The organism is Rhodococcus sp. PvR099, assembly GCF_017833315.1.
Taxonomy (GTDB): Bacteria; Actinomycetota; Actinomycetes; order Mycobacteriales; family Mycobacteriaceae; genus Rhodococcus_G; species Rhodococcus_G oryzae.
Genome location: NZ_JAFIBV010000001.1, coordinates 1,832,086 through 1,850,112 on the forward strand (window position 1 = coordinate 1,832,086; position 18,027 = coordinate 1,850,112).

13 protein-coding genes and 1 tRNA gene are annotated in these 18,027 nt (G+C 69.0%); 2 read left to right on the forward strand and 12 right to left on the reverse strand.

Translation table 11 applies throughout. The features are described 5' to 3' along the window. Positions 1 to 40: 40 nt before the first annotated feature. From JOE46_RS08400 to JOE46_RS08445, 10 genes are all read right to left on the reverse strand, one after another. Positions 41 to 1,321: an amidohydrolase family protein gene (locus tag JOE46_RS08400; RefSeq protein WP_097211448.1), complete on the reverse strand. Its 1,281-nt coding sequence runs from the start codon at positions 1,319 to 1,321 to the stop codon at positions 41 to 43. Positions 1,322 to 1,607: 286 nt separating this feature from the next. After that, entirely contained in the window at positions 1,608 to 2,291 is a 684-nt protein-coding gene (locus JOE46_RS08405) for a hypothetical protein (protein ID WP_097211449.1), read from the reverse strand. Next, complete coding sequence (locus tag JOE46_RS08410; RefSeq protein WP_257017437.1) at positions 2,284 to 2,736, reverse strand: thioesterase family protein; 453 nt, start codon at positions 2,734 to 2,736, stop codon at positions 2,284 to 2,286. Before JOE46_RS08410 ends, JOE46_RS08405 begins: the two co-directional genes overlap by 8 nt. Before the next feature lie 17 nt (positions 2,737 to 2,753). Further along, positions 2,754 to 7,643: an NAD-glutamate dehydrogenase gene (locus tag JOE46_RS08415; RefSeq protein ID WP_209926841.1), complete on the reverse strand. Its 4,890-nt coding sequence runs from the start codon at positions 7,641 to 7,643 to the stop codon at positions 2,754 to 2,756. A gap of 96 nt (positions 7,644 to 7,739) precedes the next feature. Then, a complete protein-coding gene (locus JOE46_RS08420; RefSeq protein WP_097211450.1) occupies positions 7,740 to 8,162 on the reverse strand; it encodes a thioesterase family protein in 423 nt (140 codons plus the stop codon). A gap of 3 nt (positions 8,163 to 8,165) precedes the next feature. Next, on the reverse strand, positions 8,166 to 9,845 hold the full coding sequence (ettA, locus tag JOE46_RS08425) for an energy-dependent translational throttle protein EttA (protein ID WP_027499846.1): 1,680 nt from the start codon (positions 9,843 to 9,845) through the stop codon (positions 8,166 to 8,168). A gap of 111 nt (positions 9,846 to 9,956) precedes the next feature. Beyond that, the gene (locus JOE46_RS08430) at positions 9,957 to 11,123 is read right to left on the reverse strand and encodes a lipase family protein (protein WP_097211451.1); all 1,167 of its coding nucleotides are present in this window, start codon (positions 11,121 to 11,123) and stop codon (positions 9,957 to 9,959) included. A 150-nt stretch (positions 11,124 to 11,273) separates the two neighbouring features. Further along, positions 11,274 to 12,401, reverse strand: a complete 1,128-nt coding sequence (locus JOE46_RS08435; protein ID WP_307861260.1) for a lipase family protein — start codon at positions 12,399 to 12,401, stop codon at positions 11,274 to 11,276. Between the two features lie 74 nt (positions 12,402 to 12,475). Continuing rightward, entirely contained in the window at positions 12,476 to 12,946 is a 471-nt protein-coding gene (locus JOE46_RS08440; protein ID WP_097211453.1) for a single-stranded DNA-binding protein, read from the reverse strand. 163 nt (positions 12,947 to 13,109) lie between these two features. Beyond that, positions 13,110 to 13,763, reverse strand: coding sequence for a TetR/AcrR family transcriptional regulator (locus JOE46_RS08445; protein ID WP_097211454.1), 654 nt, complete (start codon positions 13,761 to 13,763; stop codon positions 13,110 to 13,112). A gap of 139 nt (positions 13,764 to 13,902) precedes the next feature. Here JOE46_RS08445 and JOE46_RS08450 point away from each other — a divergent pair, with 139 nt between their 5' ends. Then, on the forward strand, positions 13,903 to 14,859 hold the full coding sequence (locus JOE46_RS08450; protein WP_097211455.1) for an oxygenase MpaB family protein: 957 nt from the start codon (positions 13,903 to 13,905) through the stop codon (positions 14,857 to 14,859). 3 nt (positions 14,860 to 14,862) lie between these two features. Here JOE46_RS08450 and JOE46_RS08455 read toward each other — a convergent pair whose 3' ends face one another. Beyond that, complete coding sequence (locus tag JOE46_RS08455; protein ID WP_097211456.1) at positions 14,863 to 15,801, reverse strand: serine/threonine dehydratase; 939 nt, start codon at positions 15,799 to 15,801, stop codon at positions 14,863 to 14,865. Continuing rightward, positions 15,798 to 17,828 (reverse strand): cytochrome c oxidase assembly protein, encoded by a 2,031-nt coding sequence (locus tag JOE46_RS08460; RefSeq protein ID WP_097211457.1) that lies wholly within the window; start codon positions 17,826 to 17,828, stop codon positions 15,798 to 15,800. Before JOE46_RS08460 ends, JOE46_RS08455 begins: the two co-directional genes overlap by 4 nt. Positions 17,829 to 17,950: 122 nt before the next feature. Here JOE46_RS08460 and JOE46_RS08465 point away from each other — a divergent pair. Then, positions 17,951 to 18,024, forward strand: a tRNA-Arg gene (locus JOE46_RS08465). Positions 18,025 to 18,027 lie beyond the last annotated feature (3 nt).

Here is an 18,027-nt window from a genome sequence, read left to right on the forward strand (position 1 = left end):
ACTGCTGTTCGTGTTCGATCAGATGACTCGGCGGACCGGGTCAGAGTGTGTTCTTGACGATCTCGCCGTTCTTCACGATGACCGACAGGCTCTTACCCGGGTCCCCGATCAGGCTGAGGTCCTCGATCGGATTGCCGTCGACCAGCAGGACGTCCGCCCACGCGCCCTCGGCGATGACCCCGAACGGGGCCTCCCGGTAGGGGTCACGCTCGCCCGCAAGCCGGAACAGTTCGGCGTTGCCGGACGTCAGCATCCGCAGCGCGTCGACATTGCTGTAGTAGTCACCGAGTCGGGCCGCCATCACGCTCTGCCGTGGGGCGATCTGGGGCTCGAGGAGCAGATCGGTTCCCCAGGCGACGTTCACCCCATGCTTCTTCGCCCAGCCGTACACGTTCTCGACACCGGTGCAGATCTCGCGATCCTTCCCGGCACGATTGGCATCCGGGTAGTGGTGGTCGCCGAGCGCGAACGGTTGCATGGACAGCCAGATCTCCCGCTCGGCCAACAATGCAATGGTCGGCTCGTCCGCGAGGTGGCCGTGCTCGATGGATCTGACGCCGGCCTCGATCGCCCGGCGAATGCCGGTGACGTTGTAGACGTGGGTGGCGACGTAGGTGCCGTAGTCGGTGGCAGCGTTCACCGCCGCGCGCAACTCGCCGTCAGTGAACTGGACCGTGTACAGCGGGTCGTACATCGAGGCGGCCCCGCCCCCGACCATCACCTTGATCTGAGACGCGCCCTTCTTCAGCTGTTCACGCACCGACGCCAGCACCTGCGCCTCGCCGTCCGCGACACGCATGAACCCGATCTGCTCGGCACGCGACTCCGCACCGCCCAGCGCGGTCGGCGTTTCGTAGACGAAGCCGAAATCACCGTGACCACTGGTCTGCGAGACCGCGGCCTGCGACGGGTAGATCCGCGGGCCCAGAAACTGCCCACGATCGATAGCCGACTTGATGCTGCTCGTGTCGCCGGCCATGTCCCGGACCGCGGTGAAACCGCGCAACAGCATGTTCTTTGCTTCAGCGAGACCATTGATCGCGATGTGACTCTCCGAGCCCGTCACCATGTCGACGTATGAGTTCGCGTTGCCCACCAGGTGTACGTGGGCGTCACACATACCTGGCATCAGCACCCGGCCGCCGCCGTCGATCACCTTCGTCTCTCTGCCCGGTTCCTCACCCACCGGGGATTCCGACACCGCAGCAACTCGGTCGCCATCGATCAGGACGTCCCCGGCAACGAGCCGGTCGGACGTGCCGTCGAACACACGTACATCACGAAAAACAATCCGCCGCTTGGCTTTCGCTGAAGTCGTCATACCGGCGAATGGTAAGCAATCTCCAAAGGGCGGGTGCGGCAGTACCCGGCGGACCGGACACAAAGTTATTCAAACGAGACGGTCGTTCGCAACGAAAAGGAGAATTAGTACGTCGAATTCATGCCGTACAAGGTTCCCGATCACGCAATTCGTACAACGGTAAATCCCTTGCAAATACCTGGCCAAATCACATGAGGATTTGCAGGATCAGCAGGTCAACCACACCCACACACGGGAAACCATGATGCGACGGCGTGGACTCGTCACCGGACGCCCACGGTGCGGACTAGAGCACAGACAGTGGGATCTCACCCCCGCGCCGTGCGAACACCGAACCGAAGCGTGCGTCCAGGCGCAGCCAGGTCTTGGTCGCGCGCACCCGCACCATCTCGGCCGCATCGATGCGCTCGAGATCGACGGCCGCGGTCATCGGATCCGAGCTGACCTGCGGGATGAATCCCATTGCGGCCAGCGCGAACACCGTGCGCATGGACACCCCGACGACCTCGCCCGCACCCTCGACGCTGAGCACCTCCTGCGCGAGCAACGAGGCAGGCGGGCCGTGGCTGCTGCCGTGCTCCTTGGCCAGCGCCGCACCCTGCTGAGCCAGGTCGATCAGCACCCGAGCCGGAACGTCGTCGATGTGCGCGAAGCCGGCCTCCGGCGGCAGGGCGCCACGCCAGGCCGAATCCATCGAGAAGCCGGGGTCGATGTCGGCGCCCTCGGCCGCGGTCACGCCGCGCAACAGTCCGTCACCGGCGGCCGAGGTGTCGTCCGGGCTGATCCGTCCGGAGACGACCCGCGCCGCGAGCGCGTCGAAACCCGTCGGGACGAAGGCCACCAGCCGACCCTCGTCCCGCTGCCGCATCCGGACGATCACCGCCTCGTCCAACCGGATCGCCCTGGCGAGGAAGGTCGCGAGGTTCTCCCGTTCGCCCGCGTCCGGGATGGTCAGGACCCGCTCATGCACGCTTCCACTGCTCCAGGTACTCGCGCTCGGGCGCGGTCAGCCTGCGCAGCCGCTGGGTGTCGATGTCGAAGGCCGCGATCTGCGTGGACGCCACGATCGACGGCGCCGAGTCCGGCGCCGCGCCGCCTGCCCGCACCTCGTACCCGATGGTGAAGTCCACCGCACGGACCGACTCGATCCACATGAGCACGTCCAGGGGGCCGTCGTCGTGCCGCAACTGGCCGCGGTAGCGCACGTGCAGGTCGGCGATCACCGCGCCGTCCCGGAGGGTGACCGTCGGCCTGCCGTCCTCGAACAGCCACGGGATGCGCGCCTCCTCCAGGAGGGTCACCATCCTCGCGTGGTTGATGTGCTGGAAGACGTCCATATCCGACCAGCGCACGCCGACCTTCGTGTGGAAGCCGACCGCAGCCGCGGTCACCGACCCTGACGTTTCGACGCTCAAACTTCGATCCCTTCCGATCAGGTGCCCGCTCCGCGCACCATGCTGCGAACCTGACGCGCCGCCACCGAGAGCGTCGCGAGGTCAAGCGTCCCAGACTCCGCGATCTCGCCGAGCGCTGCCCTGGCCCTACTCAGCCGGGACGAGTTCGACGACTCCCAATCCAGGATCTTCTCCTCGGGCGTCTCGTCCGGTTCCCCACCCGCGAGTACGTCGAGGGTGAGCGAGCGCAGCGAGCTGTACAGGTCGTCGCGCAACGCGAGCCTGGCCAGCGAATGCCACCGGTCGCCGCGCTCGAGACCCGAGATGGCGGTGAGGAATCCGTCGATCCCGAGGCGCTCGTCGAGCGCGTAGTAGAGCTCACCGACCTCCTCGACCTCGCGATCGCTGATGTCCGAGATGTCGATGATGTCGAGCGAGGGGAACCCGTCGAGCAGGCCGTACACCCGCCGCGCGAGCGGCTCGGGGCAGCCGTGCTCGACCACGTGGGACATCCGGGTGGCGAGGTCGGTGACGTGATGTCCGCGCAGCCAGTTCGGGAGTTTCGGGGTCATCGCGCGGACCCGCGCGGCGTACCTGTTGATCTCCGCGCCCACCGCGACCGGCTGCGGACGGTTCGACAGCAGCCACCGCGCCGCCCGGTCGAGCATCCGGCGCGATTCCAGTGTCAGCTCGTCGGCCACCATCGAATCGATGGGCGCCTCGCGGATGTCGCTCCACACCGTGCGCAGGTCGAAGATCTCGGTCGCCGCGGTGAAGGCCCTGATGGAGTCGGTACTGCTCGCGCCGGCCTCCTCGGCGAGCCGGTACGCGAAGCTGATCCCGCCGAAGTCGATGGCCTCGTTGGCCAGGATGGTGGCCACGATCTGGCGGCGCAGGCGATGTGACTTGATCTGCCCGGCGAACCGCTCGCGCAGCGGCCGAGGGAAGTACCTGGGCAGCCGCACCGCGTAGGTGTCGCTGTCGGGCAGCTCGCTGGCCAGCAGATCGTCCTTGAGCGCGAGCTTGACGTGTGCGAGCAGGGTGGCCAGCTCCGGAGAGGTGAGGCCGGTGCCCTCCTGCAGTCGCTCCTCGATCTCCACGGGTCCGGGCAGGGCCTCGATCTCCCGGTCCAGCCCGCGACGGGCCTCGAGCGCGGCGAGCTGGCGCGCATGCACCCCCAGCATCGCCGGGGCGTCGGCGCGTGAGGTGCCCATCAGGTCGTTCTGGTCGATGTTGTCCCGCAACACCAGCCGCGACACCTCGTCGGTCATCGAGGCGAGCAGGCCGTTGCGCTCGGCCCCCGGCAACGCCCCGCCGCTGACCGCGGTGTCCAGCAGGATCTTGATGTTGACCTCGTGGTCGGAACAGTCGACGCCCGCCGAGTTGTCCATGGCATCGGTATTGATGCGGCCACCCGCGAGGTCGTACTCGATCCGGCCGCGCTGCGTCACCCCGAGATTGCCGCCCTCACCGATCACCCTGGCGCGCAACTCGTTCCCGTTGACCCGCACCGGATCGTTCGATTTGTCGCCGACGTCCGCATGGGTCTCCGTGGTGGCCTTGATGTAGGTTCCGATCCCGCCGTTCCAGAGCAGGTCGACCGGCGCGCGCAGGATCGCCCGCACCAGCTCCGGCGGCGACAACTCGGTGACGTCCTCGTCGAGGCCGAGCGCCGCCCGCGCCTGGGCGGTCAGCGGCACCGACTTGCGCGAGCGGTCCCACACCCCGCCGCCCGCACTGATGAGAGCCGGGTCGTAGTCCGCCCACGAGGAACGCGGCAGTGCGAAGAGCCGTTCCCGTTCGAGGAAGGACCTCGAGGCGTCCGGATCGGGGTCGAGGAAGATGTGCCGGTGGTCGAAGGCCGCGACCAACCGGATGTGCGGGCTGAGGAGCATCCCGTTCCCGAACACGTCGCCGCTCATGTCGCCGATGCCCGCGACGGTGAAGTCCTCCGTCTGGGTGTCGATCCCCATCTCACGGAAGTGTCGGCGCACACTCACCCAGGCGCCCTTGGCCGTGATCCCCATGGCCTTGTGGTCGTAGCCAACCGAGCCTCCGGACGCGAAGGCGTCGCCTAGCCAGAAGCCGTACCGCGCCGCCACGTCGTTGGCGAGGTCGGAGAACTGGGCGGTGCCCTTGTCCGCAGCGACGACGAGATAGGTGTCGTCGCCGTCTCGGCGCACCACCCGGTCCGGCGGAAGCACCACCCCGGTCGCGGGTTCGACGTTGTCGGTGACGTCGAGCAGGCCGGAGACGAACAACCGGTAGCAGGCCTGTCCCTCCGCGAGGAGCGCCTGCCGGTCCACCACCGGGTCCCCGGTCGCCGCGGGCGCCCTCTTGACCACGAATCCGCCCTTCGCGCCGACCGGCACGATCACGGCATTCTTCACCGCCTGCGCCTTGACCAGGCCGAGGATCTCCGTCCGGAAGTCCTCCCGGCGGTCCGACCAGCGCAACCCGCCACGGGCCACCGGACCGAATCGCAGGTGCACGCCCTCCACCCGCGGCGAGTAGGCGAACACCTCGAAACGCGGTCGCGGTTTCGGTAATTCGGCGATCTGCTGGGGGTTGAGTTTGAACACCAGGATTTCGCGGTGATCGCCTGCCTCGTCGGTCACGTAGTAGTTCGTCCGCAGCGTGGCCAGGACGAGTCCCAGCATCCCGCGCAGGATCCGATCGGCATCGAGGCTGACCACCTCGTTGATCCGGTCGCGCAGCTCGGCAGCGAGCTCCTCCGCACGCTGCGCCGAGGCCCGGTCGGGATCGAAGATCGACCGGAACAACTCGACCAGCAGCCCGGTCGTCTGACCGTGCTCGATCAGCACTCCCTCGATGTGGAACTGGCTGTACGGAAATCCCGCCTGGCGCAGGTACTTCGAGTACGCGCGCAGGACGGTGGCCTGCCGCCACTCGAGCCCGGCCCGCAGCACCAGCTCGTTGAACCGGTCGGGTTCGGACCGGTCGTACCAGACGGCGGTGAAGGCGTCGGTGAACCGGTGTTGGAGGGCGAGCGCCCTCGTCGACTCGATGGCCCGATCCGCCTCGTCCAGCTCCGAGTCCAGGTTCTCCCCGACCGTCGCATCGACCAGTTCGGGAGCCGCGGACAGCCCGAAATCGTAGATCCAGCACGGCAGCCCGTCCGGACGAACCACCCGGTACGGCCGCTCGTCGAGCACCTCGACTCCGAGGCTCTGCAGCACCGGCAGCACCTGGCTGAGCGAGACCCCGGCACCGCTGATGTACAGCGTGAAACGCCACTGACCCGGTCGGGCGTCCTTGTGCCGGTACAGCTTCAGATCGATCGCCTCGCCGGCCAGCGCCTCCAGTCGCACGATGTCCCTGACCGCTCGCGCGGCGTCGAAGTCCTGCTTGTATGCCTCGGGGAACGCCGCGGCGAAGCGCTGCGCGGTCACCGAGGTCACCGACGGATCCGCCGCGACGGCGTCCAGGAGGTCGTCCTCCCACGCCCTGGTCGCCGCCGCCAGCATCGACTCGATCCGGTCGCGGTCACCTGCCGAGAGCTGAGCCGACGACGGGGGCACGTCCGGCCCCTTGTGGATGGTGAAGTGCACCATCGCAAGATCCGATTCGGTGACCCTCGCGCTGTACTCCAGCATCCCCCCGCCCAGTTCCCGCAGCAGAATCGACCGCATCGCCAAGCGAACCCGCGTGGTGTAACGGTCGCGGGGCAGGTAGACGAGCGCAGACGTGAACCCGCCGAACTGGTCGTCCCGGAGGAACAGCCGGACCCGCCTCCGCATGCCGATTGCCAGCACGGAAGTGATGGTCTCGTACAGGGTCTCGGTGTCACTGGAGAACAGCTCGGTACGGGGGAAGGACTGGATGACCTCGAGCATCCGCTGGCCGGAGAACGAACCGATGTCGAATCCGGCCCGTTCGATCACCGTGCGCGCGCGTCGCTCGATCACCGGGATGTCGAGCACGTTCTCGTGCAGCGCGGTCACCGTGAACACGCCGACGAACCGGTGCTCGCCGGTGATCGCGCCGTCGCCGTCGAGGCCGGTGACGGAGACGAAGAACGGGTACACCGATCGGTGCACCGTGGCGGGCGCCGCCCCCTGCGCGAGCAGCAGGATGGGCCGGTCGACACTGAATTCGGGTGCGGGCAGGTCGATTCGGTGATCGGCCACCGATCCCGCACCGAGCACCCCCAGCCCACTCTCGGGCACGATGTGGGCGAGCGGCCGCCCGTGTTCGCCGGGATCGCGGAACTCGTACCGCCGGTAGCCGAGGGTCATGAAATGCCCCTCGGACATCCAGCGCAGCAGTGCGGCGGTGTCCCTGATGTCGACCGCCCGGTATCCCTGCGGTTCGCGGTCCGCGAGCGCATCCAGATGCTCGGCGAGCACCAACTGGCCATAGCGCATCGCGTCCGCATCGGCGACCACCTGCCGCACATCCGACAGCACGTCACGGACCGCGGCGCCTGCCTCGGCGAGCGTGTCCGGGTCGGTGGTCGGATGCAGCAGGACGAGCATCCAGGACTCGGTGAGCATTCCGGCTCCGGCCGCCGTGCCGTTGACGAGCACATCGAGGAGGCCGCCGTCCGGATCGCGCCGGACCTGGAAGACCGGATGGATCAGCTCGGTGACCGTGATACCGAGGCGGGCGAGCAGCGCCATGACCGACTCGACCAGCAAGGGCATGTCATCGGTGACGATCTGCACGGCGGGCTGGCCGGGCAGCGGCTCGAGCACCCGCGATACCGCGTGGCCGGCAGGGCGGCGCGAGGCCAGTTCGAGGTGGGTGCCGAACACCCTTTCGGCGTCGGCGCTCGGGCGACCGGGCGACCCCGCCCAGTCGATGTTCCGGAAGTACACATCGCGGACCGCGTCGAGGCGGGAGACGAGGTCCGAGGGCAGGCCCATCGTGGCCCCGTGGTCGAAGCGATCGGCTGATCTGGTCATCTCGCGGCCCACTCCCCTGGTCGAACTGACGTGACGGGTGTGCACGTCTGAGCCTAACCGTGGGGAGCGGGACGAGAGGTGAACTGACGGCGCCCTTTAGCGCACCGTTTCCGTGATCGCGTACTCCGACAGCACCGATCGCTCGAGTTCCGTGAGCGGAACCGACGTTTCGGTCTTCACGTCGAACCGCACCATCACCGCGTCCGCGACGCCACAGGTGACCCCGTGGACGTCGCGGAACAGGTGGCGGACGCCGAACGAGGAGTTCCCGACCGCGAGGACGGACACCTCAACGGTGACCGGGCCCGACTCGTCGGTGATGGGCTTGAGGAACTCGATCTCCACCTTGCGCACCACCATCGCCGACGGACGCACGCCCGCCGGGAAGACGCGCTCGCGGAAAAACTTGACCCGCGCTTCCTGCGCGTACTCGAGGAAGAGCGTGTTGTTCACGTGGCCGAGGCGATCGGAATCGCCCCAGCGCACCTGAACCTCACAGGTGAAGACCTTGTTCGGCACGTCCTAGCCCCGGGTGAGCTTGCGGTGGGTGACGCGGTGCGGCCGGGCCGCGTCGGCACCGAGCCGCGCGACCTTGTTCTCCTCGTACGCCTCGAAGTTGCCCTCGAACCAGTACCAGGCCGCCTCGTTGTCGCCGAAGGCGCCTTCCCAGGCCAGGATGTGCGTGCAGGTCCGGTCCAGGAACCAGCGGTCGTGCGAGATCACCACGGCGCAGCCGGGGAATTCCTGCAGCGCGTTCTCGAGCGAGCTGAGGGTCTCGACGTCGAGGTCGTTGGTCGGCTCATCGAGCAGGATCAGGTTGCCGCCCTCCTTGAGGGTCAGCGCCAGGTTCAGCCGGTTGCGCTCACCACCGGAGAGCACGCCCGCGGGCTTCTGCTGATCCGGGCCCTTGAACCCGAAGGCGCTCACGTACGCGCGCGAGGGCATCTCGTTCTGGCCGACCTCGATGAAGTCGAGTCCGTCGGAGACCGTCTCCCAGACCGTCTTGGTCGGGTCGATGTTGGCCCGCGTCTGGTCGACGTAGCTGAGCTTGACCGTCTCGCCGACCTTGACGGTGCCCGAGTCCGGCTCCTCGAGCCCGACGATGGTCTTGAACAGCGTGGTCTTACCGACGCCGTTGGGACCGATCACGCCGACGATGCCGTTACGGGGCAGCGTGAAGGACAGGTCCTTGATCAGCAGCCGGCCGTCGAAGCCCTTGTCGAGGTTCTCGACCTCCACCACGACATTGCCCAGGCGCGGAGGGGTCGGGATCTGGATTTCCTCGAAGTCGAGCTTGCGGTGCTTCTCCGCCTCCGCGACCATCTCGTCGTAGCGGTCGAGGCGGGCCTTGCTCTTGGCCTGGCGGGCCTTCGCGCCGGAACGGACCCAGGCGAGCTCCTCCTTGAGGCGCTTCTGCAGCTTCTGGTCCTTCTTGCCCTGGACCTCGAGTCGCGCGGCCTTCTGCTCCAGGTAGGTGGAGTAGTTGCCCTCGTACGGGTAGAGCCGGCCGCGGTCGACCTCACAGATCCACTGCGCGACGTGATCGAGGAAGTACCGGTCGTGGGTGACGGCGAGGATGGCGCCCGGGTAGGCGGCCAGGTGCTGCTCGAGCCACAGCACGGACTCGGCGTCGAGGTGGTTGGTGGGCTCATCGAGCAGCAGCAGGTCGGGCTTGCTCAGCAGCAGCTTGCACAGCGCGACGCGGCGCTTCTCACCGCCGGAGAGATGGGTGACGGGCTCGTCGGCCGGCGGGCAGCGCAGCGCGTCCATCGCCTGCTCGAGCTGGGAATCGATCTCCCAGGCGTCGGCGTGGTCGAGCTTCTCCTGGAGCTCGCCCATCTCCTCCATGAGCTCGTCGGAGTAGTCGGTGGCCATCAGCTCGGCGATCTCGTTGTAGCGCTTGAGCTGCACCATCGTCTCGCCGAGGCCCTCCTCGACGTTCTCGCGCACCGTCTTGGTCTCGTCGAGGTGCGGCTCCTGCATCAGGATGCCGACGGTCGCGCCCGGCGCGAGGAACGCCTCGCCGTTGCCCGGCTGGTCGAGTCCGGCCATGATCTTGAGGATGGAGGACTTACCCGCGCCGTTCGGACCGACGACACCGATCTTCGCGCCCGGGTAGAAGCTCATCGTGACGTCATCGAGGATGACCTTGTCGCCGTGCGCCTTGCGCACCTTTTTCATCGTGTAAATGAACTCCGCCATGGCGACCAGAGTATCGGGACACCAGGCGACTCCCCAATCCACACAGGCCTTGGGCCCGATCTGCGGCGGGCCACGACCGATTCACGGCCCGCCGCAGGTCAGATCAGGGGTTCAGGCGGTCCCGAACAGCGACCGGATGAAGGCGGTCGTATCGGGCAACGCCTCCATCACCGACGCCCCGTGACCGCCCGAGTAGGACCTGAAGGTGACGGGCTCGCCTGCCAGTTGCAGATCGAGTGCGAGCTTCGCACCGAGCGGATACGGAACCGTCCGGTCGCCGGTGCCGTGCCCGATGAACACGGGCCGGTCGTAGCCGGCTGTGGGGACCGCGAGGTAATCACGCATGGCCGAGCGGAACATCTCGTTGTCGAGCGGCTTGCTGAGCATCTCTCCGACACCGAAGGTTCCGGCATGCTTCTGGAGGGGGACGAAGCACATGGTCTCGGCGGTCTCGACCAACTCGCGACCGGCCGGGCTGAGGTAGTCGCCGATCGGCAGATCCGGTCGGGCCGCCTTCATCCCGTTGACCACGTACGCCGCGAAGGAGGTCAGCCCGTTGAGGCCGAGATTGGGGAAGCCGGGACCGCCCAGTGGGAAGAGCAACTCGAGGTTCGCGGGGGTCCCTGTGGCGACCGCGCCGCGGTAGTCCAGCTCCGGCGCGTACTTCGTCGCCTCGTGCGCAGCGAACATGGCGGCATGCCCGCCCTGCGAATGCCCGATGGCCACCCAGGCGGTCGAGAGTTCAGGCGTCACCTCGCGGGCCGCCCGGACCATGTCGATGACCGAACGGCCCTCGCTTCGCCCGTGCAGGTAGGCATGGGTTCCCTCGGTGCCGAGCCCCACGTAGTCGGTGGCGACCACGGCGTAGCCCTGCGCCAGCCACGCCGAGACGTAGTCGCGGGTGAGCGCGGTGACGTCGAACCCGAGCGCGGGCGCGCAATCGTCGCCGACGCCCGTGGTGCCGTGTGCCCAGGACACCACCGGCCAGCCGCCTGCGGGCGCCGTTCCCTTCGGCAAGTAGACCGCTCCGGTGCTGAGGGCCGGCGCGCCCGTCGGACCCTCGGTCCAGTACGTGAGTTGGCGCGATCCACTCGCTGCCGCGCCGACCTCCGCGCCCACCGGAAGGGCCTTGTCGGCCACCACCGTGCCCGGTTCGCCGACCGGATCCGCCGCGGCCTGCCCGGCCGCCGGCACGGCCAGTGCGAGCACCGCCAGCACTGCTACGCCTGCGCGCAGGCCGAGGCGATGCCCAGCAGCGCGACCGAATTCGAACTCCATCGTGTTCCCCCACCCTCGGTTGGTTGTGTGTGCGGTCCCCCGCGACGGGCTCCGGACTCGGTGCAGCGTAGAACTCCGGCGCGGTCGCTACCCGCAAAACAGGACACTCGTCCAGTCACCGGTCGCCGATGCCTTGTTGCGAGCGGCCGGTCATCGGATCAGCGGCTCGACGAACGCGATGGAGTCCGCCGACGAGGCCCCGAGACTCTCGCCGTGCCCGGCACCCGGGTACGCGACGAACCGCGCGTCCGCCCCGGCGAGTTGAAGATCCGCGACCAGCTTCAGCGTCAGCACGATCGGCACCACGATGTCGTTGGTGCCGTGCCCGATGAACAGCGGCCGGTCGTAGCCACCGGTCGGCACGCCCAGATAGTCGGCGAGCGCCGATCGGATCTCGTCGTCGCCGAGCGACCGCGAGAACAGCTCACCCACCTGCACTCCCGCGACCTGGGGAGCCAGCTCGGGTGAGCAGAGGCGCTCCGCCAGCCCCGCCAGTTCCCGTCCGCGCGGCGACAGGTAGCTGTCGAGGTCCAGGTCGGGTCGAGCCGACCGCAACCCGACGATGGCGAACAGGGAGAACGTCGTCAGCCCACGCAGGCCGAGATTGGGGAAACCCGGACCGCCGAACGGAAACAGCTGTTCGAGGTTCGACGGCGCACCGATCGCGACCGCGCCTCGGTAGTCCAGGTCCGGCGCGTACGTCGTCGCCTCATGGGCTGTGTGCAGGGCCGCGTGCCCACCCTGCGAGAGCCCGATCACCACCCACCGCGGCGAGACCCCCGTGTCGATCGTCCGGGCCGCCCGCACCATGTCGATGACGCTGTGCGCCGCGGCCTTGCCGTCGAGGTACGGCAGCACGCCGGGCGTCCCGAGACCGATGTAGTCCGTCGCCACCACCGCGTACCCCCGCGCCAACCAGTCCTGGAGGTAGGCGGACTCGATGGCCTGCGGCCCGGTCATCGAGGGCGCGCACTGATCGGACACCCCGATCGTTCCGTGCGCATAGGACACCACCGGCCAGCCACCCTCGGGGGCCGGCCCCGGCGGCAGATACACCGCCCCTGTGCTGGTGGCGGGGGCACCCCAATGGTCGGCGGTGGCGTAGGTGAGGCGGTACGCCCGCCCGGTCCCGGGTATCCAGAGTTCTCTCGGCATGTCCTGCACCGCGATGACCGATCCGGGTGGTGCGGGCGCCGCCGCGGAGGTGCCGGATCCGACCGACACAGCGGTCATCGCGGCGACGATCAGGACCACGACCAACAACCTCAGGCGTGCCATGCGAGCCGCCCCCTCACCTGACGGGAAGACTCCTCAGCCTATGCCGCCGCCGTGACCGAAATGCCCGTTATCGGTCAGCTCGCCCGGAGCGCCGGATCGAGGCCTGCCCCCGCGAGGCCCCCTGGATCGCGTTCCGACTCCCCGGCCCCCGGGTCCGCATCCGGGTCGACGGACTGCGACGCCTTGGGCGCACGGTCGAGCCTGGCTCGGCAGCGAGCCAGGTCGGGGCCGACCGCGCTGGCGCGCATCTCCAGGTCGGCGCGGTCCACCCCGTCCTTTGTCGTGTACTCGTTGGTTCGCAGCTGCCCACAGGCGATCACCGGATCCCCCTTCATCAGCGAGGCGCCGACGCCCGCCACCAGCCGCCGCCAGCAGGTCACCGTCAGGTAGAGGGTGCCGCCGTCGGTCCACTCCCCGGTCGAGCGGTCCTGACGCCTGGTGTTGCTCGCCATCCGAAAGCTGAGCACCTCCTCCCCCGAGTTCGTCGGCCGCTTGACCGGATTGGTGATCACGGTGCCGACCACCGCCGTGTGCGTCTCGTACATGTCGTTCCCCCTTGGCATCCGTGGGCCACGCGGCCCCTCGATGCCAGCGTCCCCCGTCGGGTCGCCGGATTGTGGCCGCGGACGAATCTGTGGATGAACGGATGGGGCGTCCACAGACCCGCGAAAACGGCCACGCGGGAACACAGTTCGTCTCACCGGTGTGCTAGCGGGTGGACCGACCCGAGGTGATCGTGGCGGCCAGCGCCCCCGCGTAGGTGACGAGGCGCTCACTCGAATAGGTGACGGGATCACTGACCGCGAGCCTGCCGAGCATCTCGGCGAACGAGAGCATCGTGTGGGCCAGCAGCACCGGGTCAAGACCGGCCAGTCCGGGCTCCAGCGCGATCCCCATCCTGGCCAGTTCCTCCGCCTTCACCAGCACCGCCGCCCTGGAGGCGCGGAGGTGTTCCTGATACTCGGCCGGCGCCTGGTCGGGCGCGGTCAGGATCAAGCGCCACCGGGTGGGGTTCGCCACCACGACGCGCACGAACGAGGACACCGTTCCGGCGTAGGCCGCGGCCGGACCCAGCGCGCTGAGGTCGGTCGGTATCGCGGCCATCACCTGCTCGATCGCGCGCCGGTGTTCGCGCTCGAGCAGGGCCGCGACCAGCTCCGCACGGGTACGGAACACGTTGTAGAGCACCGGTTTCCCGACGCCGGCCTCCGCCGCGACGGCCTCCATGTTCAGCTCGTGCAGGCCCGACCGCCCGGTCACCGCCACCGCGGCGTCGAGCACCTGGTCACGGCGTTGCTCCGGCGGCAGTCGCGGCGCGTACTTGCGTCGCGGGCGCTCGTCCGCCGTCTGCGCTCTCGTCATCGATCCACCTCCGCGTCCACCTTAGAGATCGCCGCTCGCGGCCAGTCCCCGCCGGGGCCAATGCTACGCAACCGTTGTATTCACCGACAGCAATTGCTACGGTCGCGTTGCATTCACGAACCGCGCCGGAGGAGACACGATGAGCGAACCCCGCATGTTGGCCGACCGAGGCTGGCCGTTCGATCCCGCACGCAGGCGCGAGGACAACGGATTCTTCGGGCCGGGATCGCCGACGTGGAAGGTCTGGACCAACCCGACCGCACTGGTCGGGTTTCAGCGCTCGGTCACCCTGGAGCACTTCGACCCCTTCCTGACCGCCGCGGTCGCCGACGCCAAGGGGATCTACCTGGACCCGAGGGGGCGTCTCGACGGCACCCTCTCCTACTTCCTGATCGTGGCGGTCGGCGACGCCCGGTCGGCGATCGAGACGTCCGAGCTGCTGATGCGGGTGCACGCGAAGGCAACCGGGATCGAGCCGATCAGCGGGCAGCGGTACAGCGCCAACAGCCCCGACAGCCAGCTGTGGATCCACGTCACCGGCTGGCACTCGGTCCTCAAGTGCTACGAGATGTTCGGTCCCGGACCGCTGAGTCCGGACGAGGAGGCCCGGTACTGGGCCGAGTGCGCCGTCGCCGCCGAACTGCAGACCTGCAAGCCCGCGGACATCCCGCGCTCGCGCGCCGAGGTGCACGAGTACTTTTCCGCCGTGCGCCCTCGGTTGTGCACCTCCGAACGGGCCATCGAGGGCATGCACTACCTGCTGCGCACCCGCTTCGGGAAGGACCGGCTCGCCCTGTGGGCGATGAGTCGGCTGATGGCGCCCGCGACGATCGCCACCCTGCCGGGGTGGATGCGGGAGCTGGGCGACTTCGATCAGCCCGCCGTGATCGACCGGGTGGTCACGCCGCTCACCCGGGCCGCCGTGCGCTCCACGAGCAATCCGCGAACCGAACTGGCCGTGGTCAAGCGCCTGCTCCCGGCGACCCATTCGGTCCTCGACCAGCATTTCAACGGGGCGCCGCCAGTGCGTGCGGAGACCGTCACCCCGTCGGCGGCCCGTGAGCGCTACGGGGCTCGGGCGGGGCGGCCCGCGTAGCGGCTAGCCCGTGGGCAGCGTCGTCGGGTCCGTGTTGGCGCCACAGATCACGGCGGCGACCCGCTCCCCCGCGGCCGGCGTGTAGGCGCCGCTGAGCAGGGCGGCGATCGGCGCGGCCGCCGCATGCTCGACCGCCAGCCGGAACTCGCGCCACAGCAGGTTTCGTGCCTCGTCGATCGCCTCGTCCTCGACCAGCACCGAGCCGATCCCGGCCCGGCGGGCGACATCCATGGCGATGTCACCGAGTCGGGTCGCACCGAGCGCGTCGGCCGCGATGCTGTCCACCCCCACGTCCACCGGGAAACCGGCGGCGAGCGCGGAGCTGAGGGTCGGTGCGCCGCTCGGCTCCACCCCGACGACGGATTTCTCCCCCGCGAGCGCGGCGGCGATCCCCGCGACGAGTCCGCCGCCACCGACCGCGACCAGTACCGTGTCGGTCTCCGGCGCCTCCTCGGCCAGCTCGAGACCGATTACCCCCGCACCCGCGACCACATCGGGCAGGTCGTAGGCGTGCAACTGCTGGGCGCCGCGCTGCGCGGCGATGGCCGACGCCCGGAGGTAGGCGTCGACGTATCGCTCGCCGTCGAGCACGACCTCGGCGCCGAGCGCGCGCAGCCGATCCACCTTCACCGCGGGCGCCGAGGCCGGAAGGACAACCGTGCACGCGATCCCCAACATCCCGGCCGCCGTGGCGGCCGCGATCCCGGCGTTACCGCCGGACGCGATCACCACCGGCGAATCACGTTGCGCGCCATCCCGGTTCAGCATGGCGTTGAGGCTGCCGCGGATCTTGAACGAACCGCCGAGCTGCAGTTGCTCGAGCTTGAGCGCGACCGGGATGTCCCCGCCCGGCGTCGGCAGGACCACCAGGAGCACCGGGGTCCGCCGAACCCGGGGACCCACCCGCTCCCGCGCGGCGAGCACCTCCTCGCGAGTGGTCACTGGCCGGCTTCGTGGTCGCGCCGCGCCAGCTCCGCGAACATGGCGTTGTGCGCCGCGAGCTCGGCGTCGTCATCACGGTCGGCCGCACGATCGACCCGCTTGGCCGTCTTCTCGTCGCTGCGCGACCACTGCACCAGCAGCGCCAGCATCACCAGCACGAGCGGGATCTCGCCGGTGGCCCAGGCGATGCCGCCACCCAGCCGCTGATCACCGATGAGGTCCGCGTTCCAGTCCAGGCCGAGCGCCCGGTAGAACCAGCCACCCATCACCTCGCCCATGCTCATCAGCGCGATGCCGAAGAAGGCATGGAACGGCAACGACCCGAACACCATCGCCAGCTTGGTGATCGGCTGCAGGGTGCGCGGCGCCGGGTCGATGCCGATCACCACCCAGTAGAAGAGGTAGCCGCTCAGGATGAAGTGCACGTTCATCAGCAGGTGCGCGCCGTGCGAGTCGAGCGTCGCGCCGAAGATGCCGCCGAGGTACAGGGCGTAGAAGCCGCCGACGAAGAGCACCGAGGCCACCAGCGGGTGGGTCAGGAAACGGGACACGGGGCTGTGCAGCGCGGCCAGCAGCCACTCGCGCGGACCGGGTACCCCCTTGGGCCCTGCCGGGGACAACGCCCGCAGCGCCAGGGTCATCGGGCCGCCGAGCACCAGCAGCACCGGCGCGAGCATCGACAGCGCCATGTGCGCACCCATGTGCACGCTGAACACCGCGGGCGAGTACCTGCCCAGGCCCGACGAGGTGGCGACCAGGAGCGTCGCGCAGCCGAGCACCCAGGCGATGGTGCGGCCAACCGGCCACGTGTCCCCGCGCTTGCGGAGCCGCCGGACGCCGAGCAGGTACACCACCGCCATGATGATCGCCGCGGTGCCGAAGATGAGGTCGAAGCGCCAGTCGAACGCGAGCTTCGCGAACGTCGGCGGGCCGTCCAGGTTGTAGCCCAACTGCACCTCGGTCGGGGTCGGGTTGATGTTCTCCGCGGGGGGCGGTGTCCGGCCGAGGCCGACGGCGATGCCGATGGTCGCGGCGAAGATGATCGCCTCGCCGCCGGCGAAGCGGATCAGCGGGCCACGGGCCGTCGGGTCGGCGGCCAGCGCGGGCAGCGCACTGCGCCGCTGCAGGTATCCGAACACGCCCAGGACCACCAGCGCGACGGTCTTGGCCACGAGCAGCCAGCCGTAGGTACTGGTGAACAGCTCGCTCAGCGGCAGCCGCACCAGTCCGTTGAGGACACCGGAGATCGCCATCACGACGAACGCGACCGTGGCGACGTTCGAGAACCGGCGCGTCGCGACGTCGGTGTACGCGCCCCGCCTGCGCGCGTGCGCGAGCAGCGCGAACAACCCGCCCGCCCACAATGCCGCGGCGACGAGGTGCCAGATCAGGCTGTTGGTGGCCAGGTCGTGCGATCCACCGGAGGAGGAGTGCCCGGTCAGCGCGAGCGGCATCAGGGTGGCGACGCCGAGCAGCAGCAACGCCGGGGTCCAGGACCAGCGCAGCACCAGTCGCGTGCCCACCGCGAGCAGCACCGCGAGGATCGCGGTCGATCGCCACGCGCCCGCGAGCTCGATCTGCGGGATCGCCTTCCAGAGGTTGGCGGGTTGGATGGCCGCGCTCAGCGGCTGACCGGAGGTGTCCGAGACGGTCAGCGGCACCAGGACCAGCGCGCAGGCCGCCCAGACGATCGCGGCGTTCGACGCGGTGCGCACCGCCCGGTAGCCGTCGACGTCGAGCACCCCGCTGCGCTGCGGCGGCACCAGGAACGCGGCGAGCAGCAGCGACCCGATCGCGAGGACGGCGGCGACCTCACCGGCGGCCTTGACCGCAGGCAGTCCGTAGGTGGTGAGCGGACCCGGGTCGGGGATGCCGAGCAACACCAGCGCGTCCGAGGCAGACAGCCCGACGATGATCGCCGCGACCAGCCCCGCGATGATCCCGAGCGTGACGAAGATCGGTACCGAGTTCTCCCCCGCCCTTCGGATCGGCGACGGGGCGGAGGGGGCGAGCTCGGGTGATGCCATGCCCACAAGGGTAGGAGGCGCGCGCCTGTCGGGTTCGTCCAGGTTCGCCGACCCGTAAGCGAACCTATCGAATATTGGTCATGGTTACCGGTAGACTCCGGACCCGATCCTTCGCGGATCACGCCTCCGTAGCTCAGTTGGATAGAGCAAGAGCCTTCTAATCTCTAGGTCGCAGGTTCGATTCCTGCCGGGGGCGCTC